Below are 25,583 nucleotides of genomic sequence, written 5' to 3' on the forward strand. Positions count from 1 at the left end.
GACGAAGGAGCCACCCATGAACGGCAGCCCACACGCCACCAATCCGAAGACCGTGCTGGTGACCGGCGCCACCGGCTACATCGGCGGCCGGCTGGTCCCCCGGCTGCTCGAGGCCGGCCACCGGGTGAAGGTCCTGGTCCGCACCCCGGCGAAAATCGCCGGCGTCCCGTGGCTGGAGCAGGTCGAGGTGGTCCAGAGCAGCCTCGACGACGGCGCGGCGCTGCAGGAGGCGCTCACCGGCGTCGACGTGCTCTACTACCTGGTCCACTCGATGGCCGGCGGCGCCGGTTTCGAGGCCAAGGAAAAGGCAATGGCGCAGACGGCGGCGAAGGCTGCCGCCGGGGCCGGCGTGGAGCGGATCGTCTACCTCGGCGGACTGCACCCCTCCGGCGCCGAGCTCTCCACCCACATGCGTTCACGTGAGGCGGTGGGCAAGGTCTTCCTCGACGGACCGGTGGACGCGATCGTGTTCCAGGCGGGCGTGGTCATCGGGTCCGGCTCGGCCTCCTTCGAGATGATCCGGCACCTGTCCGAGACCCTGCCGGTGATGCCGGCGCCCAGCTGGGTGCGGAACAAGATCGAGGCCATCGCGGTGCGGGACGTGCTGCACTACCTCGTCGGCGCGGCCTCGCTGGAGGGCAGCATCAACCGCACCTTCGACATCGGCTCACGGCAGGTGCTCAGCTACGCCGGGATGATGCAGCAGTACGCGGCGGAGGCCGGGCTCCCGCACCGGGTGGTGCTGGCCCTCCCCATCCCGGCGCCCAAGCTGGCAGGCATGTGGGTGGCGCTGACCACGCCGATCCCGCTGTCCATGTCGCTGCCGCTCGTGGAGTCGCTGCAGCACGATGCGGTCTCGCGGGAGCATGACATCGACGCCTACATCCCGTTGCCCGAGGGTGGCCTGACCCCCTACCGGCGCGCCGTGGCCCTGGCCCTGGGCAGGGAACGGGACGGGCAGGTGGAGACCACGTGGGCCAACGCCGGCGCCGACGCCGACCCGCTGCCCAGCGACCCGGAGTGGGCCGGCCACCGCGTCTACGTCGATGAGCGCAGCTATTCCAGCTCGGTTGACCCTAAACACGTCTGGACCATCATCGAGGGCATCGGCGGCCGCAACGGCTGGTATTCCATGCCGCTGGCGTGGAGCGTGCGCGGCTGGCTGGACAAGCTCACCGGCGGGGCGGGCCTGGCGCGCGGGCGGCGGCACCCGCACCTGCTGGCTGAAGGCGAGGTGGTGGACTGGTGGCGGGTCGAGCGGATCGACCGCGGCCGGCTGCTCCGGCTGCGCGCGGAAATGCGCGCCCCCGGCCGGGCCTGGCTGGAACTCTCAGTGGAACCCGAGGGCGCCGGCAGCCGCTACCGGCAGCGGGCCATCTTCTTCCCCAAGGGCCTCAGCGGCAAGCTCTACTGGCTCGCAGTATTGCCGTTCCACAGCCTGATTTTTCCCGCCATGTCGCGGAACATAGCGGCGGCGGCGCAACGCCTCGCAGAGACGGAGCGAGAGAGGGGGCGAGAGACGGAGCGAGAGAGGGGGCCGGCGACGGGGCCAGAGGCCGAATCGGAACCGGCGAGGCCCAGCGCGTAGGATGTTGGGAGCCCGAAATGACCAGCTAGACCCCATGGAGGACCCCCAATGGCCCTGAGTGCATCCACCACCCTGCCGCACAGCGTCGAGAGCGTCACGGCAGTTTTCGTCAATGAGGACTTCCTGCGCCACACCAGCGAGCTCGTCGGCGGAACCCTCGAATCGTTCACCCTCGACGGCGACCCGGCCGGTGCCTTCAACACCACCACCGTCCGCACCATCCCGACCAACCGGATGCCGGACCTGGCCCGCAAGTTCGTGGGCGAGAGCCTGAAGGTCACGCAGCTGGAGAGCTGGGGCGCCCCGGAGGCCGACGGCTCGCGGCAGAGCAACATCTCGCTGAAGGTTGCCGGCGCCCCGCTGGACGTCAACGCCGTGCAGCGGCTCGTCGCCGAGGGCGGCAGCACCCGGATCGAGCTGGAGGGCACCGTCACCTCGTCCGTGCCGCTGCTGGGCGGGAAGATCGCCGACGCGGCCGAGCCGATGGTCGGCAAGGCCCTCAACATCCAGTCGACGCAGGCCCAGGCCTGGCTCGAAAGCCACTAGGCGATGGAGCTGCCCGCCGCCCTCGCCGTCGTCCTGATTGTGGCCGGCGTCTGGTCCCTTGCCGTCTGGCCCCAGTTCCTACGCCGGGTCATGAAAGACCCGAGGGCGCGCGACGCCGCCGGCAAGGCCACCCGGTTCCTGACCGTCCACGTCGTGCTGGTCAGTGTCTCGATGCTGCTCGGCGCGGCGACGGCGGCCATCGGGATCGCGGGCCTGCTCGGCTGAGCCGGGTGCCTGCGCGGGCACCCTGCGGCGCGGGCACCCTGCGGCGAGGCCGCAAACGAACGCGGACAAACGAACGCGGTTACAAACGAACGCGGCCGCCGGTTATCCGGCGGCCGCGTTCGGCGTTTGAGCGATCAGGTGTGAACGCGGTCGGCGTCCCGGCGACCGCGGTTACAGTCCTACCCGGCGGCTTCCTGCGCCGCGACCGCCTGGCCGAGGGCGTCCTCGGCGGCGACCCAGGAGAGCATCGCGCACTTCACCCGGGCGGCATACCGGGACACGCCTTCGAAGGCCGCCGCGTCGCCCAGGATCTCGGGATCGGCCGGGACCTTGCCGCGGGAGCGCAGCACCTCCCGGAAGCTCTCGATCACGCTGTGCAGCTCGTCCGGGTCCAGGCCCTCGGCGAGGTCGGTCAGCACGGAGGCGGAGGCCATCGAGATCGAACAACCCTCGCCGTCCCAGCGCAGCTCACTGACCATACCGCCGGCCACCGAGACCCTCATTGTGATTTCGTCGCCGCAGACCGGGTTGAGCTGGTGCGACTGGCCGCTGCTGGCGCCCTCGGGCACGCCGGCGCCGGCCAGGCCGCTGCCGTGCCGTGCCTTCGAGTGCTCCAGGATGATCTGTTGGTACAACTGGTCAAGACTCATGCAGTGCCGTCCTCAGGCTTGGAAGTATCCGCGGACCCCGGCGACGGCGTCGAGGAACGCGTCGACGTCGTCCGTGGTGTTGTACAGGTAGGTGCTGGCCCTCGTGCTCGCCGTGAGCCCGAGCCGGCGGTGCAGCGGCTGGGCGCAGTGGTGTCCCACGCGGACGGCGATGCCGCGGCTGTCGAGGAACTGCCCGACGTCGTGCGCGTGCACCCCGGCGACGTCGAACGCGGCCAGCCCGATCCGTTCCTCGCCCGCCGCCGGACCCAGCACACGGATCCCGGGGATGGCCTCCAGCCCCGCCACGAGCCGCTGGCCCAGTTCCGCTTCCCAGGCGTGGATCCGCGCGAGCCCGGTTTCGCTGAGGTAGTTGGCCGCCGTGGCGAGCGCCACTGCCTGCGAGATTTTCTGGGTGCCCGCCTCGAAACGTTGCGGGCTGGGCAGGAACGCGGCGCGCTCCATGGTGACGGTGGTGATCATGGAACCGCCGGTCAGGAACGGCGGCATCGCGTTGAGCAGCTCCGAGCGCCCGTAGAGGCCACCGATCCCGGTGGGGCCGAGCATCTTGTGCCCGGAGAACACGGCGAAGTCCACGTCCAGGGACTTGACGTCGAGCGGAAGGTGCGGCGCTGACTGGCAGGCATCCAGCACCACGAGGGCGCCGACGCTGCGGGCCAGCGAGACCAGCGTGTCCACCGGGTTGATCGTGCCGAGGACGTTGGAGGCGTGGGTGAAGGCCAGCACCCGGGTACGGCCGCCGATCAGCTTGGCGGCGGCTTCGAGGTCCAGGGCGCCGGCGTCGTCCACCGGGATGTACTTCAGCACGGCTCCGGTACGGGCCGCGAGTTGCTGCCAGGGAATCAGGTTGGCGTGGTGCTCCATCTCGGTGACCACGATCTCGTCGCCGGCGGCGAGCGCGAAGCGGGCGGCCTCAGCCGGGGCGCCGGGCAGTGAGGCGTTCAGGAAGGAGTAGCTGAGCAGATTCAGGCCCTCGGTGGCGTTGGAGGTCCAGATCAGCTCGTCCGGGTCCGCGCCGATGAAGGCCGCCACGGTCTCGCGCGCGTCCTCGAACGAATCGGTGGCTTCCACCGCAAGGTAATGCGCGCCGCGGTGCACCGCAGAGTTCCGCTGCTCGTAGAACTCCTGCTCCGCTTCCAGCACGCTGAGCGGATTCTGCGAGGTGGCACCGGAATCCAGGTAGACGAGAGGGTGCCCGTTGACGGACCGGTGCAGGATCGGGAAGTCGTTGCGGATCCGCGTGACCTCCTCGTTGCCCAGCGCCGTGGCTGAGCTGAGGAGATGGGCTGGGGTGGCAACCATGGGCAGTAACTCCTGGATCGGTTTTCGCTGGGGCGTAGCGGGGACGCCGCAGCGGGCGGCCCTATTACGTCACGCAGATTAGACCTAATTATCCCACGTTCCCGAAGTACCGGGTTTCGGCCCCGTCCCAGGACATCAAATGCCCCGCCGGGGTGCTTGGCGCCCTGGCGGGGCATTGATTCGAACGGTTGACTCTTTGAACATTTGCCCCGTCTACGGAGGCCGGCGCGGTGTTCGTTGCCGCGCCCCGGCGGTTCCCCCGACTTTCCGTGCTGCAGACCGTAAAAAGGGAGCCGGCGGCGGCTGGGGGGAGAGCCTCGGTCTCAGAAGGCTCTGACGCCGCCGGCTCCGTCTATGGGGTACGGCTGCCAGTTGCGGCACCGTACGGTTCCAATGAAGGAGTTCGGATGTGGGAGGGATCGACGCAAACACCGTTTCCGGTGGCAGCTGCGGTTGCCCGCATTCCAATACCGCCCTTTAGTCATTAATTTTAGGACCTTTTGAGTCATTCCCGGGACTGACTTAAGTCAATCGTGAGGGCCCAATCTGCACACGAGTAGGGTTTACCCGACTTCTACCCCTTTCCGGACAGCTGCACTACTTGGCCATACTCGTCCGGCTTCGGTCCCACGCGCCTGATACGCACGCGGACAGGCGGCGCCGGCGGAAAATGCGTGGATTTGCGCGGTGAATCATCTCAGTACCTGCGGATACGGATTTCAGGGCAGGTCAAGATCTTTTTGGATTTCCACGAGTTCGCCGCGGCGGCTGACACCGAGCTTTCCGAAGATCCGGTACAGGTGCCCTTCGACGGTCCGCTGTGAGACGGTGAGCTTGGCCGCAATTTCTGCGTTCGTGTCTCCGCCAACCACCAGCTTGAGGATCTCGGCTTCCCGGGCGGTGAGTTCGGCGCGGTGTTCACCGTGGACCATGTTCAGCTGGCCCGACATGCCGGCCGCGACCATTCGGCGGTGGACCTTGCGCTGCACGGCGGTGAGCTTCCACTTCTCCGGATCGTTCTCCAGCAGGCGTGCGGCCTGTTGCGCGGATTCGAGGGCCAGCAGCAGATGCCCGGCGCCCGCCGCCTGGTCGCTGAGCGCCGTGAGCCCGGCCGAATCCGCGGCCGTGACGGCGAGCGCGTAGGTCCGTAGCAGGCGCGCCTCCGGTACGTCGACGGCGCCGCTGCTGGCGGCGAGCGCAGCGGCTGCTGTGGTGTCGCCGCCGCGGAGGGCCAGCCGGCGGATATCGGTCTCGACGGCCCGGAGTCCCTGCCGCTGAGCCTCGTCTGCGAGCCGGCCCAGTTCGAGGCGCGCCTCGTCGGCGGCCCGGCCGGAGCCCTGTTCGGCGGCGGTGCAGTAGGCCTCGGCGAGGAGCCGCAGCGTGTCCGGCGACCGGTAGGCGGCGCTGCGGAATGCCTGCGCCTGCTCCGCGGCCTCACCGGCGTGCCCGACGGCGGAGGCGGCGTACGCCGTCAGTGCGCTTGCGAAGGCGGACAGTTCCCAGGGGTCGGCGATCTGGAGTTCCTCGATGCCGAGCAGCAGCTCCGCCAGGCTTTCCGGGACCCGCCCCTGCCGCAGCCGGGAGTAGCCGCGCATCACGTGCAGCATTCCGCCGCTGTACACCAGCCGGGAGGCCATGTTCGAAGAATAGTCGTCCAGGACCGACGCGAGCTCCTCCCACTCCCCGGCCCGGATCAGGCTCAGACAGTACCGCGCCAACACGTCCTCGTAGACCAGGGGAAGCGCGTGGCCCTCCTGGCGCACCTCGCGCCACGCTCCCCGGACCAGGGCCAGTCCTTCCAGCACCCGGCCCTGGGCGGTCCAGACCTCGGCAAGCCGGGCCTCCGCTGGGATCCGGATTTCCGCATTGACGCCGGCGGCGACGATCAGCTCCTGAAGCATCCCCTGGAGCTCGGCGGTTCTGCCGTCCCAGTCCTCGAGCCAGAGCGCGGAGGCGAGTCCCACGCTTGCCTCCTCCTGCGCCGGCTGATCCGGGCCGCCGGGAACCGGTTCCCCGGAGCCTTCCCCGCGCGGCACATCGAGACCTTCCGCTGCGGTTCCGAGCCGGGCAGCGAGGCGGGCAGCCAGGTAGGACTCCCGGCCGTACTTCAGCGGTTGCGCAGCCTCGAGCAGCTCGGCGGCCTCCCCGAGGCGTCCGAGGATGTAGCTCGAGTAGGCCAACTGGATCTTGGCCTCCGAGAGGAATGGGCCCTCCGGAACGGAGCCCGCCGCCCGGATCGCGGTCTCGGCGTCCAGGCCGGCGTTGGCGGCCGCAGCGGCCGCGAGCAGTTCCGGGGCGGGCAGTTCCGCTCCTGAATCCAGCGACCAGCGGAGCTGGTTCAGCGCAGCATCCGGGAGCACGGCGCCCACCCAGGGAAGGGCCAGGAGACTGGATCTCAGGCTGGCGCTCCGGCCCGCGGGGACGCGCCGTCGGATGATTTCGCCGATGAGCGGGCTGGCCGGCCTGACGATGCGGTCCAGGTCCCGAGAGACCGTGATGATCCCGGCCATCTCGAGCGCGTCAACGGCCCGCGGACTGCTGAACCTAAGAATCTGGCCCAGCGATAGCGGCCCGGCCAGGGAAACGATGGCCGCGGCGGTTCTCTCCTCCGCTGACATGGAACGGAGCTGGTGGTCCACCAGGTCCGCCGCCGGAACATCGCCAAGGTCCGGCGGAGCCAACAGAAACCACGTTCCGCGGCGGTTTCCGATCGCGCCGGTATCGCGCGCATGGTCTATCAGCGAGATCAGCATGAACGGATTGCCTCCGGTCACCGCGGAAAACAGTTCGCTTACCCACGGAGACACGTCGGCCCGCAGCACTTGTTCGCAGAGCTGGTGCACCTCGGCACGGCTCAGGGCCGCGAGATCAAACTTTGAGATGAGTCCGTCGCCCCACAGGGCCAGGAACTCCTCCGGGACCAGAAGGCCCGGGCGGCAGGCGGCCAGCACCCGCGCCGCGCCCGTGGCTACCGCCTGCGCGATCAGCTGGACGGTCCCCGGGTCCAGGTGTTGGGCGTCGTCGATCACGAACAGCGCGAGGGCCGGCTCGGATCTCAGGCTGGCAGTAACCGCCCCGAGCACCGCCGCATAGGAATCGAGATCGTGGTCCGCCAGGCCTGCCAGATAGGGCGTCAGCGCCCCGAATCGGACTGCCGCGAGCGCAGGTGTCGCGGCGAGGCGGATCACGGATCCCTGCGGCCTGAGCTCCGCCAGAACGGCCTTGACGACGACGGTCTTCCCCGACCCGGCGCCGCCGACAATCAGGGCCCCGGCCCTTCCCTCGTCACGCAGGCAGTGGACGATATCCCGGACGACACCGGATCGACCGATCAACGTGGCGGAATCAGTCAGGCTTTCCACACGATGCCTTTCGCGCCGTCGTCGGCCGGTCCCGGAGGCCGGTTCTGTCTCTGTGCCGCTCAGCCGATGCGGGCGCTCGCCGCCGGGGCCGAGATAACGTCCTTAAGCTCCGCCCGGCTCGCAACATGGAGTTTCGAGTACACCTGGTACAGGTGGCCTTCCACGGTGCGGACCGAGACGTGCATCTGTTCCGCGATCTTGCGGTTGGAAGTTCCGGCCGCGGCCCGAACAGCCACTTCGCACTCCCGGGCCGTCAGGGTTGAGGTGGTCAGCGAGTGCAGACCGTTCCCCGGGCTTCCGAACCGGTCGTCGAGGGACTGTTCGGTGCGCTGCGAGAGGCGAAGCGCGATCCGGTTACCGGATTCGTTGGCGCAGAACACCGCCCTTCGCGCCACGTCGCGGGCGAAGAGAGCGTTACCGGCTGCGTCCGCATCTTTGGCGACCGCCAGCAGCTGCTCGCTGGCGCTGTCCTTCACTCCCTCCGCCAGGCGCAGGCACAGCTGGGCGAAGTGCCCGGTGACCTGGGCGGCGAGGCCCTCAAGCTTCTGGCATAGCTGGCGGTCTCCGAGCCTGGCCGCCGCGGACAGGAAGAGCAGCCCGGTGGCCGGGGAGCCGGCGTCCGCCTCGCTGGATGCCTCGGCGACGAGGGATCGGATGGCGGCGGCGCGTTGGCCGAGTTCAGCCAGTGCGCCGAGCTCAAAGTAGCGGGTCACCCGGCCCATCAACCAGGAGCCAGGGCGCTGCGGCTGCGCCACTTCGGCGAGCAGCAGGCTGGCTTTCTCCTCGTTGCCGGCGAGCGCCGCCGCGTACGCACAGGCGGCCGTTGCCAGGCCGGACAGCCCGTCCGGATCCTGAGTCCGGAGCTGCCGCATCCCGGCTTCCAGCCACGGAATGGCTGTCTCCAGGCGCCCGGCATGAAGATCGATGACGCCCTGGCCGATTTCGAACATCCCGCCGAGGCGGGCGTGCGGTTCAACCGTGCCGGATGCGGCCGCGATGAAGGCAGACGCCTCCCGGAACTTAGCGGAAAGGAGCAGCAGCAGCAGGAAACGGCCCCTGATGTCGCGCAGGGTACTGTCCGCCAGCGGGACCGTTGCGGCCGCGGCCATGATCTGTTTTCCCAACGCCATGGCGCCAAGGACATTGCCGCTGACTGCCATCGTCTCGCAGAGCAGGCTCGCGGTGAGAATGCCGGTTTCGCTGCCCAGTTCAGGGTCAAGGTCGGCACGGACTGCCAGGATGTCGTCGTAGCGGCCCTCGAAGGCCGCCAGCTTGACCTCGGCCAGGCGCAGCTGCCGCCGGCCGCGCTCCAGCGTGGCCGGATCTTCCGCCGTCTGGTTCTCCGCCGGTTCAGCGGAGAGACGCTCCCGGACCGTTCGCAGCCTGGCCCGGGCATCGGCCGCAGTGGCGGGGCTTCGGCGCTCCAGCTCGGCCCGGAGAAGCTGCAAGGCTATCCACTCGGTCAGCGGGACGTCCTCCCGGGCGTTATCAATTCCGTGGAGGACCCTCCGCGCTGGCTCGTTGTTGTTGAGCGCGAGGTGGGCCCGAACCGTTTCGACGGCCGCCGCGGCGAGCGCCTCGGATCCATCGATTTCGTGGATGTACCTGAGCGCCGAGACGGGATCCGAAGCGTCGTTGGCCCGGTGCGCGGCCGCCACGGCGGTTTCGACGCTGATCGGCTCTCCGCAGTCCAGCGCCCAGCCAAGGTCCGCGGCTCCCCCGTCCTTTTCTTGGTCGGTGTCCGACAGCACGGCGGTCAGCCGACGGCGGAGCTCGGCGCTACGGCCCGGAGGGACGACGCTGGCGACGATCGACGCGGTGACCGCGTTGGCGACACTGACCATCGGCGGGTGGTCGTGGCTGACCTGGATCAGGGCCCGCTCCTGCAGGTTGTCCATATCCTGCGGATTGAAGATTCTCATCAGCGTCTGCAGCGGAACCGCTCCGGCGAGCGCCAGCAGTTCGAAGACGTCGCGCTGGCCGGGGCTGAGCCTGTTCAGCCGGGCCTTGACCACGTCCCGCACTTCGCCGGTCAGGGCGATCGGACGGCCGTCGAGGACCCAGGAACTGTCCTGCCGGACTATAGTGCCGAGCTTGATCTGTTCCCGCGCCAGCGAATGCAGGAAGAGGGCATTGCCGCCGCTTGCAGTCCAGAGCGCCCTAGCGGCGGAATGCGAAAAGTGCCCCCCGTATTCCTGGTCCAGCGTGGCCGAAGTCTCGGCGAAGTCGAAGGGTTCCAGGTCTACCCGGCGCAGCAGGTCATCCTTCCAGAGCCCCATGATGTCCCCGCCTACGTGGTGCAGGTCCACGCTGGCCGCAAGTAGTGTCACGTGCCCGCCGGCACTGAGTTGGGCCACCATCATGCAGGACAGGTCATCCAGGTCGTGCGCGTTATCCACGAACAGGACGACGCCGCGGCCCTCGGCCTTCGCGTGCAGCAAGTGGGTGAGCCCGCGCAGCACCATCAGGGGGTGCTCCAGGTGCGAGGCGTCCAGGTCGTTGAGGAGTACGCTCAACGCGCCGTAGGGCAGCTTCGAAGCGATGGAGCTCCCCCGGACCTGGACCACCAGGTACTCGTCGCCGAGCTGTTCGAGCGCACGCTGGGCAATGAAGGACTTGCCCGCCCCGTGTTCGCCCACGATCACGACGCCGCACCCTGCCCCCGAAGTCAGGGTCTCGACGATCTCCGAAACGGTTTGCTGTCTAGTGAATGGTTTATCCTGCCGCCCCTGGGTTGTCCGGTGTGTTGCTAAGAGCGCGTCCGTTTTACCGCTGCCAGCAGGCACGCCGGCTTCTTGCTGAAACATGGGAGAGACCTTCGCAATCAATGTTTAACCAGTGATATATCCAAGGTATGGACTGTCTCCGGCAAAGACATCCGTAGGTAGTACTCGATTGCGGTGCGGGTATCGCTCCCGCCTCTACCTGCCTGTACTCAGAAATCGCACGACACCTGTGGGCGGCAAACCAAGTAGTCGGCGGCGGTCCGCGAGTGCTGCAGGTGATGAATAGCGAGCGAAGCAGGAATCCCCTACTCCGCAGCCAACTTTCTGAGTTCGTCGCGTCCGCTGATGTTTAGCTTGGCGTAGCTGCGGTACAGGTGGCCTTCAACGGTCCGGACCGAGACCTGCAGCTCCTCGGCGATTTGCTTGTCGCTCAGGCCGCGGACTGCCAGCGCCACGATGTCCCGTTCCCGGCGGGTCAGGAGCCCCAGAGTGTCGTCCGGACCGGATGCTTCCTGCCCGGAGAGGCTCTCGGCACGATCGCGGCAGCGCTGCCGCTGCGACACTGCCATCCGCTCCCGCAGCGTGTCGCCGGCGTCGTGGTAGGCGCTGGCCGCGGCACCGTACGCCAAGGCAGCGAAGCCCCAAAGCTCGGCTTCTTCACAGTTCTTGGCGGCATCGAGCAACTGCGCGGGCTGCTCTGTGCGGAGCGCCTCCGCGTAGCCGCAGACGGCTGAGGCCCGGCGTCCTTCCAGCAACGGCTGGAGCTCCCGGAGCCGCGCGGCGGCGTCCGTATCGCCAAGGGCCAGCCGGAAGAACAGCGCGTCGAACTCCAGCCCTGGGGTGTTCCCGGGGCCGTCGGGGGTGGCCAGTCGTTCCAGTTCCTCCGAAGCGCGCGGGTGGCCGCCCAGCCTGGCCTTGCCGTACACCACGGCCATCTCGGAGAGCGTCCGCAGGTACCGGGAGACAGCGGGCCGGGCGGCTTCGTAGTCCGCCAGCAATCCCGCGGCCTTTTCCGTGGCGCCGATTTCTGCGGCGGCGGCGAAGGCCATCGCCGCCGTCACGGAAAACAGCTGCTGGGGGTCGGCGACGCGCAGGGCCTCAAGCCCCGCACGCAACGTCCGTTTGGCCTCCGCCGCCCTGCCCTGGTAGAGCAAAATGATGCCGGTGGCCGCGTGCACGCCTCCGCCGAAGGAGATCAGGCTCGGTCCGAAAGACGCCACGAACCCGCCCATCAGGTTTTCCGCCGCCTTCCAGTCCCCCGCATGGATAACGGCTGTGACGGCGCGGACCACCAGGAAGTCGGTGAGGAAATACAGCTCGTCATGGTCGGCCCCGGCTGCCTCCAGGGCTGCCGCCGCCGCCGCGTAGGCGCCGTCCGCTTTGCCCTGGACCAGCAGCTGCTCCGATTCGAGCGCCAGCCTGAAGGCCCTGTCCAGCCTGTCGGCCGGGAGCCGGTCACCGCCGCGGCCGGAAACTTCGCCGACGGTGCCCGTGTCCTGGGTGCCCGCGGTCTCAGCCCCGCCGCCATCGCCGGCCATGGCCAGGACCATGCTGCGGATGATCCGCACCCGGTCCCGGGTCGCGGCAAGAATGTCATCGGCATCGCCGGGGTTCTCAGCGGCCAGCCGCTCGCCGGCGCGCAGCAACGCGTCAGTGCGCGCGATGATGTCGGCCGGGGAATGGCCCAGTGCTGACAGGACCGCGGCCCACAGCAGGGACCCGGTAAGCAGGCTCGCCACCGTGCGTCCCTGGGCAAAATCCGCCTCGAGGATTTCCCGGGCAGCCTGATGGTTCGAGGTGTTGTAGTGCGTCCTTGCTATCACGGACCGCGCGGCCATCTGCAGCTCCGGGTCCTTGACCTGGGAGGCGGCCTTGCGGGCCAGTTCGTCCTCGAAGAGCCTGCTGGCCAGCACCGCCGCCCGGAGCAGCTGCCGGTCCTCGACCTCGACGCCGCATTCCAGCGACCAGCTCACGTGGCGGAGCAGCCCCTCGGCCGACGCCGGTTCCCGGTCCATCAGCCGCAGCAGGCTTTGCCGGAGCTGGAGGCTGCGGGCAGGGGAGATCAGGTTGCGGAGAGTGTCGCCATAGACCGAATGCCACAACCGCAGTTCAGGCTCGGGTGCGTCCGAGACCCGGAGCAGTTCCTCTTCGATCAGCGCCGCGACGGTGGACTCGTCCACGATGGCTTCGATCAGGCTCCGGGACACCGGCTCGGCGAGCGCGACGAGGTTCAGGGCCTTGCGCTCTTCGGCTGAGCGCTGGAGGAGCTGGCGGCGGACGACGTCGGTCAGCCGTTCGCCGTGGCTGTTCAGCTGGCGGCTGAGTAGCCACACGCCGTTGCGCTGCAGCAGCGTCCCGTCGCTTCTTGCGTCGTCGACCAGGCAGCTCAGCAGCAGCGGATTGCCGGCGGACGCCTCCCAGAGCACCTCGGCAACGTTGGGCAGGACCTGGGGACCCAGTTGCTGCGCCAGGATTTCGGCCGTTTGATCCCGCGTGAGCGGGCGCAGGTCGTGACGGTCGGCAATGCCCTCGAACCAGAGCTGCAGGAGCGGCTCCGGCAGGCCGGGCCGGGCCGCCGCACTGACGAGCAGTTTTGCCCAGCCGGCGGCGGCGAGCTCCACCAGCACACCCGCCGTCGCCTCATCCAGGTCGTGGGCGTCGTCGACAATCAACAGGAGGGGTTTCTGGGTAGCCCGCCGCTGGCCTTCCAGGTAGCTCCAGAAGATCCGCAGCACAGCCAGCTGGGAGGTGGCCTCTTCGACGGGCAGCTCTACGATGAACGGCGCAAGCACACCGTACGGCACGTGGCTCAGGGCCGGGCTGCCGTGCAGGCGCACCGGAGTCACCTCGCCGTCGAGCTTGGCCGCTACGGTCTCCATCAGCGTTGACTTGCCGATCCCGTGGTCGCCCAGCAGCAGCACCGCCGCCCGCGTTCCCTGCAGGGCTTCCACCGCGGAACTCACGTCCTCGGAGCGGCCGGTGAGGACGCGGCCCTCCCCCTCGACGCTGGCCTCCGCCCGCGTCCTAGATGAGGCCAAGCAGATCACTCCGCGAGGACACCCCGAGTTTCGTGAATACCTGGTACAAGTGCCCCTCCACCGTTCGAACCGAAATACCCATGTCCTGGGCGATGTCCTTGTTGGAAACTCCATTCCCTGCGAGGGCCGCGATTTGCCGCTCGCGATCGGTCAGCAGGGGTCCCTTGGTCCGCGGCAAGATCGGCAGCGCCGGCACCGATTCGGACAGGACCTCCAGCATGTTGTGCGCCGCGGTCGCGTTCCCTGCGAGCCCGGCCGCCTTGGCAAAGTCGAATGCGAGGGCAGCGCACCTGGCCTGGACGGCGTCGAGCTCCAAGGCTGCGGCCTGTCCGGCGGCTTCGAGCATGACGACGGCGTCCTTCTTCCGGCTGCCTATGGCCACCAACCGGGACAGCTCCGCCAGGGGACCCTGCCGGTGCGCCGCGATTTCTTCCATGAACTGGAAGTCTTTAACGCTGCCGTTGACCGTGGCGCCCAGCATGCAAATCCCGGCCAGCGTGTAGCGGCCGCTTCTGAAGTGCCGCTCCGCGGCAGCAACCAGCCGATCCTTCGCCCCCGGATCGCCGAGCCAACGGGAGGCCATATCCATGCAGAATTCAGCCGAGCTGCTGACCACGAATCGTGCCGGCCCGTCGGCCGAGCGGGCGCGATCCAGATAGACGGTGGCCTGCACGGAGTTGCCCATCTGCGCGTAGGCGAAGGCCGTGGCGGCGTAGGCCTGCCGCAGCGCATGCAGGCTGGTCCTGACTTCGAGCTGCGCGATGGCAGCCAGCAGCGGGTCCAGGGCCATGTGGCCCCGGCCCGCGTACACGTAGGCGAGCCCGACGGCGAGGTCGGTGGCCGCGCTGCCCGAATGCAGGCCGTGGCCGGCCCGCCCGCTGGCGTCCTTGAGCATGTCGATGCTTTGCCGCCACTGGCCGGAAAGCAGCAGGACGTTGAACGCCCGCCAGGCAAAGTTCTCACGGATCCGCGGAACGTTGGACCAATCGCTCAGCTTCCCGCCGATCTCGCGCATCAGCTGGCGGGCCTCGAGCTCTTTGCCCGTCACGCACAGTGCTTCCATCAGGATGATCGAGGCGCGGAGCCGGTGCACGGGCACCAGCGTGTCGGCGTCGGCGGTCGTGGCGGCGGCACGGAGCCGGTCCATCATCGGCTCATAGTCGCCGATGAAGGACAGGTAGTTGAACTCGCACAGGTCCAGGCACAGGCCGGCGCGCGCCAGTGCTTCCTCACCGGCAGGCGAGTCGTCCTGGCGGAATTCCTGCAGCCGCAGCCGCGCCTGCCGGATCAGCTCCGGCACCTTTCCGCTGCGGTCCTCCAACCACGCCATGCAGTCGGCCTGGGCCGCGACCAGTTCGGCGAAGGCCTCCGGCTCGAGCCCCCTGATCTGCGCCTCGGAAACGTCATCGAGGGCTGACATGGCCTGCAGCGGAAGCCCCAGCTGCAGGTACGCGGCGGCTTTCTGAAGCTGGCCCGCCGGCCATTCACTGTCGCCGGAGCTGATGCTGCCGGCGCACTTGAGCGCGAACTTCGGATCGAAGAGGCGGACGGCGGCCTGCGCTGCCGCGAGCGCGTGGGCGGGCGCCAGCTCGGCATGGCAGTCGTGCGTCCAGGCGGCGTAGGCCAGCAGGTCCTCAACGGTCAGTTCCGCCAGCTCGTTTTCCTGGTGGCCCGGAACCTTGTCGCGGAGCTCCAGCCGGCGCTCAACGCTCAGCCAGTTCCGCACGATGTCGCCAAGGTAGCGGTCCCCGAGCGTCACCAAGTGCTGGTCGGTGCGGTCGACGACGATCTGTCCCGCGTCCTCCATGTCCGCAATGAGTCCCGGTCCATACATGCGCGCTAGCCGGGACAGGGACATGCACCGTGCGCAGGAAAGCACCTCGATCACTTCCCGCGCCGCAGGCGATTCCCTGGCGTAGCGTGCCCTGACAATATCCTCCAGGGCCGTCTTCCCGTCCAGCACCACCTCGTCCACCAGTGTCCAGACGGAGCCGGCCAGCACCAGGTTGCCCCGTTCGATCTGCTCCGAGACGACTGCCTGCAGCAGCGCGGGACTGCCGCCGACGAGTTCGTGCATCTGGCTTGCCAGGGCGGTCGACACCCGGTGCCCGAGCGCGGCCTGGAGCACTTCGCGGGTTTCGATCTCGGTCATGCTTTCGAGCCGGACCTCGGCCAGCTGTCCGGAGGTGATCAGCCAGTAGAAGTCGGGCGGCAGGTCGGTGGCGCGCGGCGCGGTGGCGACAAGCCGGGCCGTTCCGGTCTGCAGCAGGTTCAGCAGGACGCCGGTGCTTTGTTCGTCGAGGGACCCCGCGTTGTCCAGCAGGATCACGCACTTCCGGCCCGCGGCGTCGTTGCGGATCAGTGAGGTGATCCCGTGCAGGATCGCGGTGGGCGATCCGAGGGCGCTCTGCGGGAGCCGGGCCAGGGTGAACGCCAGGCAGCCGTAGGGCGTGGCGGAGCCGGATCCGGACGTTCGCAACTGGAGGGTGTAGACATCGGGACCGAAACCGGTGAGGGCACTGCGTCCGACAAGCGATTTACCGACGCCCCGGTCTCCCGTGATCACCACGCCCATGCTGCCGGGCGCGGTGAGGGCGTTCCGCACACGTTCGGCGTCGGCGCCGCGTGCCAGACCCGACCACGCGTGTCTGTTCACCGGCCCCGCAGGCCGTTGAACTTCAGCCGGTGCCAATGCAGTGGAAACATTCCCCCAGCCCAGTGAATCCCTCGACATGTAGTTTCCTTCGTACCGCTCTGCGGACGGCAAACCTGGATCCGTCCGCCTAGAAGGTAGCGTAACTCTATCCCCCGACAAGTAGACAGAGCATAACGGCAAGCCGGGACACTTGGGAAGGAAAACCGGCATGTGAGACGCCGCGGATGGCGTCGGCACAGTGCCGCCGGGGTTGCATCGCGGCGCGGCTGCGGCGCTTACTGGGCTTTTGCCGGGTGGAACTTTTGTTGCGCGGACTGGAGTCCGTCGCGGATGAGCGCCTCGACGGCGTCGGCCGCCGCGTCGATCAGGAACGGAAGCTCCTTCTTCTCCGGCGCGGCGAAGTCCCGCAGCACGAAGTCGGCGGTGTCCATCCGTCCCGGTGGCCGGCCCACCCCCACCCGGACCCGCAGGTAATCCTTCGTGGCCAGCGCCTTGGAGATGTCGCGGAGGCCGTTGTGGCCGCCCTCGCCGCCGCCGATCTTGAGCTTGATGGTATTGAAGGGAATGTCGATTTCGTCGTGGACGGCGATGACGCGGTCCGGGTCGACGTCGTAGAACTTCGCCAGCGCGGACACCGGACCGCCGGAGACGTTCATGTAGCTCATCGGCTTTGCCAGTACCACCCGGGGGCCACCGATGCCCAGCCGTCCTTCCAGGACCTGGGCGCGCGATTTGTGCGACTTGAAGCCGCCGCCGACCCGGTGCGCCAGTTCGTCGAGCACCATTTGGCCGACGTTGTGCCGGTTGTGGGCGTACTCGGAACCCGGATTGCCGAGGCCTACGATCAGCCAGGTGTCAGACATGGATCCATCCTTCGGGGAGGCGTGGGGCGGGGCGGAGGCGGAAACGACGGCGGCCGGGCCCCGTAGGGACCCGGCCACCTGAGAATACGCCGTAATTACTCGGCAGCAGCCTCGGAGGACTCTTCGGCTTCCGCGCCTTCGGCAGCAGCAGCCTCTTCCGTGGTCTCTTCTTCCTCGACAGGGATCTCGACGGCTTCGGAGACGTTGACAACCAGGGCGTCGGCGTCGGCCAGCAGCAGGGTTCCCTTCGGCAGCACCAGGTCGGACGCGAGGACGTGCTCGCCGGCAGCGCGGCCTTCAACGCTGACCTCGATGGCGGTCGGCAGGTGGGTGGCCTCGGCCTCGAGCGAGACGGTGGTCATTTCGAGGTTGTGGACGTTGCCGGGGGCAACCTCACCGGTGACGTGCACGGGGACGTCGACGGTGACCTTCTCGCCCTTGCGGACGGTCAGCAGGTCGAGGTGCTCGATGATCTGCTTGATCGGGTTGCGCTGGATGTCCTTGACCAGGGCCAGGTGCTCTTCGCCGTTAATGTCCAGGGACAGCAGGGCGTTGGCGGTGCGGACGGCCAGGGTGGTGGCCTTGGCCGGCAGGGTGATGTGGATCGGCTCGGCGCCGTGGCCGTAGATGACGGCCGGGATCTGGTTGGCCATGCGGGCGCGGCGGGCAAAGCCCTTGCCGAATTCGGTGCGTACTTCTGCTGCGAGCTTCTGCTCAGACATGGGTGTCTCCTCTAGGACTAGCGGTGTTCAGCAAGGGCGGAGGTCTGTCAGCGACCTTCAACGCCGGGCGGCCGGGCCGCCCTTCCGAAGGGAGATTCAGACCCAGTCGATAACGGAGACCAGCATTCCGGCTGTTCCAGCCGGCGCTCTCCCTCGCCAAGGTATCGGAACGAGTTTAGCAGTGCCGGGCCCCGTCGCGAAAACGGGGCCCGGCAGGGCGGTTGCTAGGCGTTGCCGTCGAACAGGCTGGTGACGGAGCCGTCGTCGAACACTTCGCGGATGGCCCGGGCGATCAGCGGTGCGATGGAGAGCACGGTGAGCTGCGGGAAGTGCTTGTTCGCGGAGATCGGCAGGGTGTTGGTGACCACCACTTCGCGGGCGCCGGACTCGGCCAGGCGCTGCGAGGCAGGATCGGAGAACACGGCGTGCGTCGCCGCGATGATAACGTCCTTGGCGCCGGCGTTCTTGAGCACCTGGACGGCGCCGGAAATGGTTCCGCCGGTGTCGATCATGTCGTCGATCAGGACGCAGGTGCGGCCTTCGATCTGTCCCACCACGGTCTTGGAGACAGCTTGGTTGGGCACCGTGAGGTCGCGGCTCTTGTGCACGAAGGCCAGCGGCGCGCCGCCGAGGCGTTCGGCCCACTGTTCGGCGACGCGGACGCGGCCGGTGTCCGGGGACACGACGGTGATGTTGTCCGAGCCCACCCGGGTACGGATGTAGTCGGCAAGGAGCGGGATCGCCATGAGGTGGTCCACGGGGCCGTCGAAGAAGCCCTGGATCTGCGAGGTGTGGAGGTCCACGCTCATGATGCGGTCGGCGCCGGCGGTCTTGTAGAGATCGGCGACCAGGCGGGCGGAGATCGGCTCGCGGCCGCGGCCCTTCTTGTCCTGGCGGGCGTACGGATAGAACGGCGAGACCACGGTGATGCGCTTGGCGGAGGCCCGCTTGAGCGAATCGATCATGATCAGCTGCTCCATGAGCCAGTTGTTCAGCGGCGCCGGGTGCGCCTGGATGACGAAGGCGTCGGTGCCGCGGACGCTTTCGCCGGCCCGGACGTAGATCTCGCCGTTGGCGAAGTCGTAAGCGTCCAGGGGCAACAGCTCGGTGCCCAGCTCCTTGGCGATCTCGCGCGCCAGCTCCGGGTGTGCGCGCCCGGCGGCGAGCACCAGCTTCTTCTCCCCGTGTGCCGTAATTTCGCTCATGTTTGCTAGCCCTCTTCTGTCGATGCCGAAGTACTGGAAGATGATGAGGTGGCGCCGGCGGCCTCGGCCAGCGTGGCGGAAATGGAGCCCGGGCGGTGCGAAACGACCCAGCCCTCGGAGTTGCGCTGCTTGGCCAGGGACAAGGCGAGGGCGCCGGCGGGCACATCGTTGCGGATCACGGCGCCCGCGCCGCTGTAGGCGCCGTCGCCGACCTGGACCGGAGCCACGAAGACCGTGTTGGAGCCGGTGCGGACGCCGGAGCCAATCACCGTGCGGTGCTTCTTCTCGCCGTCGTAGTTGGCCGTGATGTTGCCGCAACCGATGTTGGTGTCCTCGCCGATCTCCGCGTCGCCGGCGTAGCCGAGGTGGGAGAGCTTCGAGCCGCGGCCGATGGTGACGTTCTTGGTCTCGTAGAAGGCGCCGATCTTGCCGGTCTCGCCCAGGACCGTGCCGGGGCGCAGGTAGGTGAAGGGGCCGACGCTGGACCGGGCGCCGATCGTGGAGCCGGAGCCGTGGGTGCGGATAACCTTGGCGCCCTCCCCCACCTGTACATCGGTAAGCGTGGTGTCCGGGCCGACGACGGCGTCGCGCGCCACGGTGGTGGCGCCGTGCAGCTGGGTGTTGGGCAGCAGGCGGACATCCTCGTCGAGGGTCACGGTGGCGTCGATCCAGGTGGTGGCCGGGTCGACGACGGTGACGCCGGCACGCATCCAGGCCTCAACGATGCGCCGGTTGTGTTCGGCGCCGAGGGCGGAGAGCTGGACGCGGTCGTTAGCGCCCTCCACCTGCCAGCGGTCCTCGGTCACGACAGCGGCCACGCGGCCTCCTGCGGCACGGGCCAGGGAAAGGACGTCGGTGAGGTACTTCTCGCCTTGGGCGTTGTCCGTGGTGACGTGGACCAGGGCGTCCCGCAGCACGCCGGCGTCGAAGGCGTAGATACCGGAGTTGATCTCGCGGATTTCGCGTTCGGCGTCGCTGGCGTCCTTGTGTTCGCGGATGCCGGTCACGGTGCCGTCAGCGCCGCGGAGGATGCGGCCGTAGCCGGTGGCGTCGTCCAGGACGGCGGTCAGGACTGTGACGGCGTTGCCGTCCGCCTCGTGCACGGCCACCAGCTCGGACAGCAGTTCGCCGGTGAGCAGGGGGACGTCGCCGTAGGTCACGACGACCGTGCCGCTCAGCCGGGCATCGGGGTGGAGGGCGTCGAGGGCCTCGAGGGCGGCCTCGACGGCGCGGCCGGTCCCGGGAACGTCGTCCTGGTCCACGATCAGGGCGTGCGGATCGATTTCGGCGATGTGGCCGGCGACGAGGTCGCGTTCGTGGCGGACTACGAGGGCCAGTTCACGCGGCCGGATGGCGCGGGCGGCATGGAGGGCGTGGCCAACGAGGGAGCGGCCACCAATCTCATGGAGGATTTTGGGGGTACGGGATTTCATCCGGGTACCGGCACCTGCAGCTAGGACAATGACGGCGGCGGGGCCGGTGTTCTCGGGGCTCACGTACGGGCTCTCCTTGCTCAGTGGCCTGACTCAGTGCCGCTGCTCGGTCGATCTCGGTTGACCCGGGGCGACAGCCAGGTGGTCTACCTTGTTGCCGGCTCCGCGCGGCCGTGCCGGACCGCATTCCGGTCGCGGCGTGCTCTTCATCCTACTGGACTACCGCCGGCCCCCGCCCGCCCGGCCTGCTTGCTCCGGCCGCGGGAGCCCGCGAGAGTTCCGCCCATAGGACTCGAACCTATACTCCACGGCTCCAAAGGCCGGGGTGCTGCCATTACACCAGAGCGGACCATGCCACGGCAGCGAGCCGGTGGCACAAGAGACAATTCTGCCACGAAGGATGTTGCTCGTGCGACCCGGCCCCCGGGGACGGGCAGCGGGGTAAGGCATGATGGTGCTGTGAGCAACAGCGCAGGGGTGTCCGGAGGGGCGGACCACCGCACCGGCAGGCCGGTGCGGTCTCCCGGCTACACCCCGAGGCCGCGAATGACCGGGCCGCAGCGCCGCACCCAGCTGATCGGCATCGGCCGAGGCCTATTCGCCCTCCGCGGCCTGGACGGCACCACCCTCGAAGAGATTGCCGCCGCTGCCGGCGTTTCCAAACCGGTGATTTACGAGCACTTCGGCTCCAAGGAAGGCCTGTACACCCAGGTCGTGGCGTACGAATTCCGGATCCTGCTCAATTCCATCAACGAGGCGCTCTCCGAGGACGCCAAGCCGCGCGTCCTGGTTGAGCGGGCGGCCCTGGCGCTGCTGGGCTACATCGAGGACCGGACGGACGGCTTCCGCATCCTGATGCGGGACGCCCCGCCGTCGCAGCCCGAGGGCGCGTTCTCCACCCTGCTCTCCCAAGTGACGGCGCGCGTGGAGTACATCCTGGCCGACGAGTTCGCCCGCCGCGGCTTCAGCGCCGCCGACGGCGCCATGTACGCCCAGATGCTGGTCGGCATGGTCGCGATGACAGGCCAGTGGTGGCAGGACAGCCGCACCCCGGACAAGCGCGAAGTCGCCGCGCACCTCGTGAACCTGGCCTGGAACGGCCTCACCGGACTGCGCAAGGAACCTGAGCTCCGCAGCGAGGACTAAGTCTGCCCGTGCGCGCTTGCCACAGCCCCAAGGTGCCCGTCCTAGCCGGAGGCGGTCCTTCCGAAGGGAGCGCATCGCGGCGCATCGGGGTCCGGAGGTCGCCCAGCGACCGGAGGGCTCCGATGCGCTGTGTCTAAGCGACGTGGAAGGGCCGACTCCGGCACCCAACCCAGCCACCGCGAAGGCCTACTCGCCGAGGACCTCGAGGGCTTCAAGCCATTCGAGTTCGAGGGCCTCGCGTTCTCCGGCGAGTTCCTGGAGCTTGGCGTTCAGGGCGGCCAGCTCGTCGAACTTGGAGGCGTCACCTGCTCCGGCGGTCATCTGGGCGTGGATCTTGTCTTCCTGCTGCTTGAGCTTGCCCAGCTGGCGGTCGATCCGGTTCTTCGCCTTGCGGGCGTCCCGCTTTTCGGCCTCGGACGGCCCGGCTGCTGCAGGGGCCGAGCTGCCGCCGGCGGCCGTGACGGGGTTGCCGCCGCCGGTGATGGTGGAGCCGGCCAGGGCCGCCTCGCGCAACTCCAGGTACTGGTCCACGCCACGCGGGAGGGCGCGGATCTTGCCGTCGCCCAGGAGCGCCATCTGGTGGTCCGTGACGCGTTCCAGCAGGTAGCGGTCGTGGCTGACCACTACCAGCGTGCCCGGCCAGCCGTCCAGCACGTCTTCGACGGCGGCAAGGGTGTCGGTGTCGAGGTCGTTGGTGGGCTCGTCGAGCATCAGCACGTTGGGCTCCCCCACCAGGAGGCGCAGCAGCTGGAGGCGGCGGCGCTCCCCGCCGGAGAGGTCCTTGACCGGGGTCCACTGCTTCTCATTGGTGAAGCCGAGCTGCTCCACGAGCTGGCCGGCGGTGAATTCCTTGCCGCCGACATTGAAGGAGCGCTTCTCGCGCTCGATCACCTCAATGACCCGCAGGTCCTTGACGTCGTCGAGCTCCTTGACCTCCTGGCTCAGGACTGCGGTCACGACCGTCTTGCCGCGCTTGACCTTCCCGGACGTCGGCTCGATCTCGCCGTTGAGGAGCTTCAGCAGGGTGGTCTTGCCGGCGCCGTTGACGCCCACCAGGCCCAGCCGCTCGCCGGGGGCAAGCCGGAGCGTGATGTTGTCGAAGAGCTTCTGGCCGGCGTCCCCGCCAAGGAAGTCGAGCGAGACGTTCTCGAGGTCCAGGACATCCTTGCCGAGCCGGGCGGTGGCCATCTTGCTCAAAGCCGTCGAGTCACGCGGTTCCGGGACGTCGGCGATCAGGGCGTTGGCCGCCTCGATCCGGAATTTGGGCTTGGCGGTGCGGGCCGGAGCGCCGCGCCGCAGCCAGGCGAGTTCCTTCTTGACCAGCTGCTGCCGCTTGCTTTCGACGACGGCGGCCGTCCGGTCACGTTCGGCGCGGGCCAGCACGTAGGCGGCGTAGCCGCCCTCGAACGGGTCCATGATGCCGTCGTGGATTTCCCAGGTCTTGTTGCAGACCTCGTCGAGGAACCAGCGGTCGTGGGTGACGACAAGGAAGGCGCCCTGGTTGGCCCGCCAGCGCGTTTTCAGGTGCCGGGCCAGCCACGCGACGCCTTCGACGTCGAGGTGGTTGGTGGGCTCGTCGAGCATGATGACGTCGTGGTCTTCGATCAGGAGCTTGGCCAGCGCGACGCGGCGCTTCTGGCCGCCGGAAAGGGCGTGCACGTTGGCGTGCCAGTCGACGTCGGACACCAGGCCGCCCATGATTTCGCGGATCCGGGGATTGCGGGCCCATTCGTAGTCGGCCTGGTCGCCGACGATCGCGGCGCCGACCGTGAGGTCGCCGTCGAGCACGTCGCTCTGGTCGAGGTAGCCGATGTTGACGTCGCCGCGCTTGGTTACCCGGCCGGAGTCCGGGGTGGAGCGCATGGCCAGCAGCCGCATCAGGGTTGATTTGCCGTCGCCGTTGCGGCCCACCATGCCGATCCGGTCACCCTCTTCAAGGCCGAGGGTGATGCCGTCAAGGACGGTGCGGGTTGCATACGAGACCGTGAGGTTCTCGCCGCCGAGCAGGTGTGCCACTGGGAACTGCTTTCCTAGATGAAATGGTCAAACTGGAGACGCGGCCGAGCTCACGTATCACTGGCGCATCCACGACGTATATACAGTCGAAGTTACTAAAGGAGCGTATCGGAAATGATCCGTGCGCCGTGCACCGGGCCGTGCACCGCCTGGGCATCGAGGCCGTGGTGGCGCAGCTCCCCCGCGAGTCCCTCGGCCGCGGCGGGGCTGTGGGCCAGCAACGCCACGGTGGGCCCGGATCCGGAGACAATCCCGGCGATCGCACCGCAGGCTTCCCCCTGTCCGAGCACATCGCGCAGTCCGGGCGCCAGCTCAATGGAGGCGCGCTGCAGATCGTTGACCAGGACCCGGCTGAGGGCGTCCGCGTCCCCGCTGCGGAGGGCGGTCAGGACGCGCGGATCCACCGCGACCGGCTCCTCGATCTCGACGCCCTCGGCCGCGCGCAGGCGGTCCAGGGTGCGGAAAACCTCCGGGGTGGACAGCCCGAAGTCCGCGGTGACCAGGACCCAGTCCGTTTGCGCCTTGACCAGTGCCGGCGAAAGGTCGTCGCCCACTCCGAGGCCGACGGCGGTGCCTCCCAGCAGCGAGAACGGCACGTCGGCGCCGAGTTCGGCGGCGAGGTGGGCGAGTTCGTCGCGCGAAAGTCCGCTGTTCCACAGCGCGTCGCAGGCCAGCAGTGTCGCGGCGGCGTCGGCCGAGCCGCCGCCCATGCCGCCGGCAACCGGAACGCGCTTGGTGATTTCGAGGTGGACCCCGGTGGAGTGCTCCGAGACGTCGGCCATGATGGCGGCTGCCTTGTACGCCAGGTTGCGTTCATCGAGCGGGATGTCGACGCCGTCGAGGTCCAGGGTACTGGCGGGGCTGATGCTGACCGTGATGCCGCCGCCTTCCGTGCTGGTGGCGGCGACCTCTTCATAGAGCGAGACCGCGAGGTAGACGCTGGCCACCGAGTGGTAGCCGTCTGCGCGCAGCGGTCCGACATCGAGTGAGACGTTCACTTTGCCGGGTGCCTTGACCCGGACGGTCCTTGCGGAAAAGCGCCCTCTCACTGCGTTCATGGCTCCACGCTATGGCATGGCAGGCTGAGGCTCCAAGCAGGACCGTCGGCCGCAGCGCTCAGGAGCCGGGCTGCGCGTGGGCTTCGGCGATGCGGGCGAATGCGGCGACATCGAGCACTTCACCCCGGGCAGTGGGGTCGACGCCGGCGGCCCGGAGGCAGCGTTCGGCCTCGGCGGCGCTTCCGGCCCAGCCGGCCAGCGCGGCCCGGAGGGTCTTGCGCCGCTGGGCAAAGGCCGCGTCGATGACGGCGAAGACCTCTTCCCGGGTGGCGCTGGTGGCCGGCGGTTCCCGGCGGGTGAAGGCGACGAGACCGGAATGGATCTTGGGTGCCGGCCAGAAGACGTTCATCCCGATCACCCCGGCCTTGCGCATTCCGCTGTACCAGGCTGCCTTGACCGAGGGGACGCCGTAGGTCTTGGAGCCCGGCCCGGCGGCCAGCCGGTCCGCGACCTCGTCCTGGACCATGACCAGCCCGTGCCGCAGGGTCGGGAAGTGCTGCAGCAGGTGCAGGACCACGGGGACGGCCACGTTGTACGGAAGATTGGCGACGAGCGCGGTGGGCTGCACCCGCAGTTCGGTCACCTTCATCGCGTCCGCGAGGACCAGGTGGAAGTTCGCGACGGCGTCGGGGCGCCAGCGGGCCACGGTGTCGGGGAGCTTGGCGGCGAGGACGGGATCGATCTCGACGGCGACGACCGCACTGGCGGCGTCCAGCAGGCCCAGCGTCAGGGAACCGAGGCCCGGTCCGACTTCCAGGACGGTTTCGTCCGCGCCGATGTCCGCCACCGCGACAATGCGACGGATGGTGTTCCCGTCGATGACGAAGTTCTGGCCCAGGGTCTTGGTGGGACGGACGCCGATCTCCTCGGCCAGCCTGCGGATGTCGGAGGCGCCCAGGAGCTGCGCCGGGGCACCTGCGGGCAGGGTCCCGGACGGCGTCCCGGCAGGTTCGACAGGGGCGGAGGGGGTCGGTTCAGTCACCTAGGTATCCTATCCCGCGGCGGCAACGGCGAAGGCCGGTCACGGGG

The 25,583-nt window shown here is 68.7% G+C and carries 17 protein-coding genes and 1 tRNA gene; 4 read left to right on the forward strand and 14 right to left on the reverse strand.

Annotation, left to right across the window (positions count from 1 at the left end):
- Nucleotides 1-16: 16 nt before the first annotated feature.
- From AC1DNC_RS06620 to AC1DNC_RS06630, 3 genes are read left to right on the forward strand one after another with little or no spacing between them, the layout of a single operon-like run.
- Nucleotides 17-1,588 (forward strand): SDR family oxidoreductase, encoded by a 1,572-nt coding sequence (locus tag AC1DNC_RS06620; protein ID WP_476861765.1) that lies wholly within the window; start codon nt 17-19, stop codon nt 1,586-1,588.
- A 48-nt stretch (nt 1,589-1,636) separates the two neighbouring features.
- Nucleotides 1,637-2,134 (forward strand): DUF2505 domain-containing protein, encoded by a 498-nt coding sequence (locus AC1DNC_RS06625; protein WP_476861766.1) that lies wholly within the window; start codon nt 1,637-1,639, stop codon nt 2,132-2,134.
- 3 nt (nt 2,135-2,137) lie between these two features.
- Nucleotides 2,138-2,359 (forward strand): SCO4848 family membrane protein, encoded by a 222-nt coding sequence (locus AC1DNC_RS06630; RefSeq protein ID WP_476861767.1) that lies wholly within the window; start codon nt 2,138-2,140, stop codon nt 2,357-2,359.
- 179 nt (nt 2,360-2,538) lie between these two features.
- Here AC1DNC_RS06630 and sufU read toward each other — a convergent pair whose 3' ends face one another.
- The 11 genes from sufU to AC1DNC_RS06685 form a co-directional block, all read right to left on the reverse strand.
- Nucleotides 2,539-3,009: a Fe-S cluster assembly sulfur transfer protein SufU gene (gene sufU / locus AC1DNC_RS06635; RefSeq protein ID WP_476861768.1), complete on the reverse strand. Its 471-nt coding sequence runs from the start codon at nt 3,007-3,009 to the stop codon at nt 2,539-2,541.
- Nucleotides 3,010-3,021: 12 nt separating this feature from the next.
- Nucleotides 3,022-4,335 carry a cysteine desulfurase gene (locus AC1DNC_RS06640; RefSeq protein ID WP_476861901.1) on the reverse strand — a complete coding sequence of 438 codons (1,314 nt, stop codon included), beginning with the start codon at nt 4,333-4,335 and terminating at the stop codon, nt 3,022-3,024.
- Between the two features lie 713 nt (nt 4,336-5,048).
- A complete protein-coding gene (locus AC1DNC_RS06645) occupies nt 5,049-7,691 on the reverse strand; it encodes a LuxR C-terminal-related transcriptional regulator (protein ID WP_476861769.1) in 2,643 nt (880 codons plus the stop codon).
- 59 nt (nt 7,692-7,750) lie between these two features.
- Nucleotides 7,751-10,498 (reverse strand): helix-turn-helix transcriptional regulator, encoded by a 2,748-nt coding sequence (locus tag AC1DNC_RS06650; RefSeq protein ID WP_476861770.1) that lies wholly within the window; start codon nt 10,496-10,498, stop codon nt 7,751-7,753.
- A gap of 224 nt (nt 10,499-10,722) precedes the next feature.
- Nucleotides 10,723-13,455: a helix-turn-helix transcriptional regulator gene (locus tag AC1DNC_RS06655; RefSeq protein ID WP_476861771.1), complete on the reverse strand. Its 2,733-nt coding sequence runs from the start codon at nt 13,453-13,455 to the stop codon at nt 10,723-10,725.
- A complete protein-coding gene (locus AC1DNC_RS06660) occupies nt 13,442-16,111 on the reverse strand; it encodes a helix-turn-helix transcriptional regulator (RefSeq protein WP_476861772.1) in 2,670 nt (889 codons plus the stop codon). The genes AC1DNC_RS06655 and AC1DNC_RS06660 overlap by 14 nt, the downstream gene beginning before the upstream one ends.
- Nucleotides 16,112-16,386: 275 nt before the next feature.
- Nucleotides 16,387-16,974: an aminoacyl-tRNA hydrolase gene (gene pth / locus AC1DNC_RS06665; RefSeq protein WP_476861773.1), complete on the reverse strand. Its 588-nt coding sequence runs from the start codon at nt 16,972-16,974 to the stop codon at nt 16,387-16,389.
- A 95-nt stretch (nt 16,975-17,069) separates the two neighbouring features.
- A complete protein-coding gene (locus AC1DNC_RS06670; protein WP_476861774.1) occupies nt 17,070-17,696 on the reverse strand; it encodes a 50S ribosomal protein L25/general stress protein Ctc in 627 nt (208 codons plus the stop codon).
- A gap of 224 nt (nt 17,697-17,920) precedes the next feature.
- Complete coding sequence (locus tag AC1DNC_RS06675; protein ID WP_138769945.1) at nt 17,921-18,901, reverse strand: ribose-phosphate diphosphokinase; 981 nt, start codon at nt 18,899-18,901, stop codon at nt 17,921-17,923.
- A gap of 5 nt (nt 18,902-18,906) precedes the next feature.
- A complete protein-coding gene (gene glmU / locus AC1DNC_RS06680; RefSeq protein WP_476861775.1) occupies nt 18,907-20,397 on the reverse strand; it encodes a bifunctional UDP-N-acetylglucosamine diphosphorylase/glucosamine-1-phosphate N-acetyltransferase GlmU in 1,491 nt (496 codons plus the stop codon).
- 214 nt (nt 20,398-20,611) lie between these two features.
- Nucleotides 20,612-20,683 (reverse strand) — tRNA-Gln (locus tag AC1DNC_RS06685).
- 197 nt (nt 20,684-20,880) lie between these two features.
- Between AC1DNC_RS06685 and AC1DNC_RS06690 the strand changes: the two genes are divergently transcribed.
- Nucleotides 20,881-21,480 carry a TetR/AcrR family transcriptional regulator gene (locus AC1DNC_RS06690; RefSeq protein WP_476861902.1) on the forward strand — a complete coding sequence of 200 codons (600 nt, stop codon included), beginning with the start codon at nt 20,881-20,883 and terminating at the stop codon, nt 21,478-21,480.
- A gap of 186 nt (nt 21,481-21,666) precedes the next feature.
- On the opposite strand, the gene AC1DNC_RS06695 is transcribed toward AC1DNC_RS06690, so the two are convergent.
- From AC1DNC_RS06695 to rsmA, 3 genes are all read right to left on the reverse strand, one after another.
- Nucleotides 21,667-23,496, reverse strand: a complete 1,830-nt coding sequence (locus AC1DNC_RS06695; RefSeq protein ID WP_476861776.1) for an ABC-F family ATP-binding cassette domain-containing protein — start codon at nt 23,494-23,496, stop codon at nt 21,667-21,669.
- Between the two features lie 95 nt (nt 23,497-23,591).
- A complete protein-coding gene (locus AC1DNC_RS06700; RefSeq protein ID WP_476861777.1) occupies nt 23,592-24,554 on the reverse strand; it encodes a 4-(cytidine 5'-diphospho)-2-C-methyl-D-erythritol kinase in 963 nt (320 codons plus the stop codon).
- A gap of 58 nt (nt 24,555-24,612) precedes the next feature.
- The gene (rsmA, locus tag AC1DNC_RS06705) at nt 24,613-25,536 is read right to left on the reverse strand and encodes a 16S rRNA (adenine(1518)-N(6)/adenine(1519)-N(6))-dimethyltransferase RsmA (RefSeq protein WP_476861778.1); all 924 of its coding nucleotides are present in this window, start codon (nt 25,534-25,536) and stop codon (nt 24,613-24,615) included.
- Nucleotides 25,537-25,583 lie beyond the last annotated feature (47 nt).

The organism is Arthrobacter sp. 01N442, assembly GCF_056399345.1.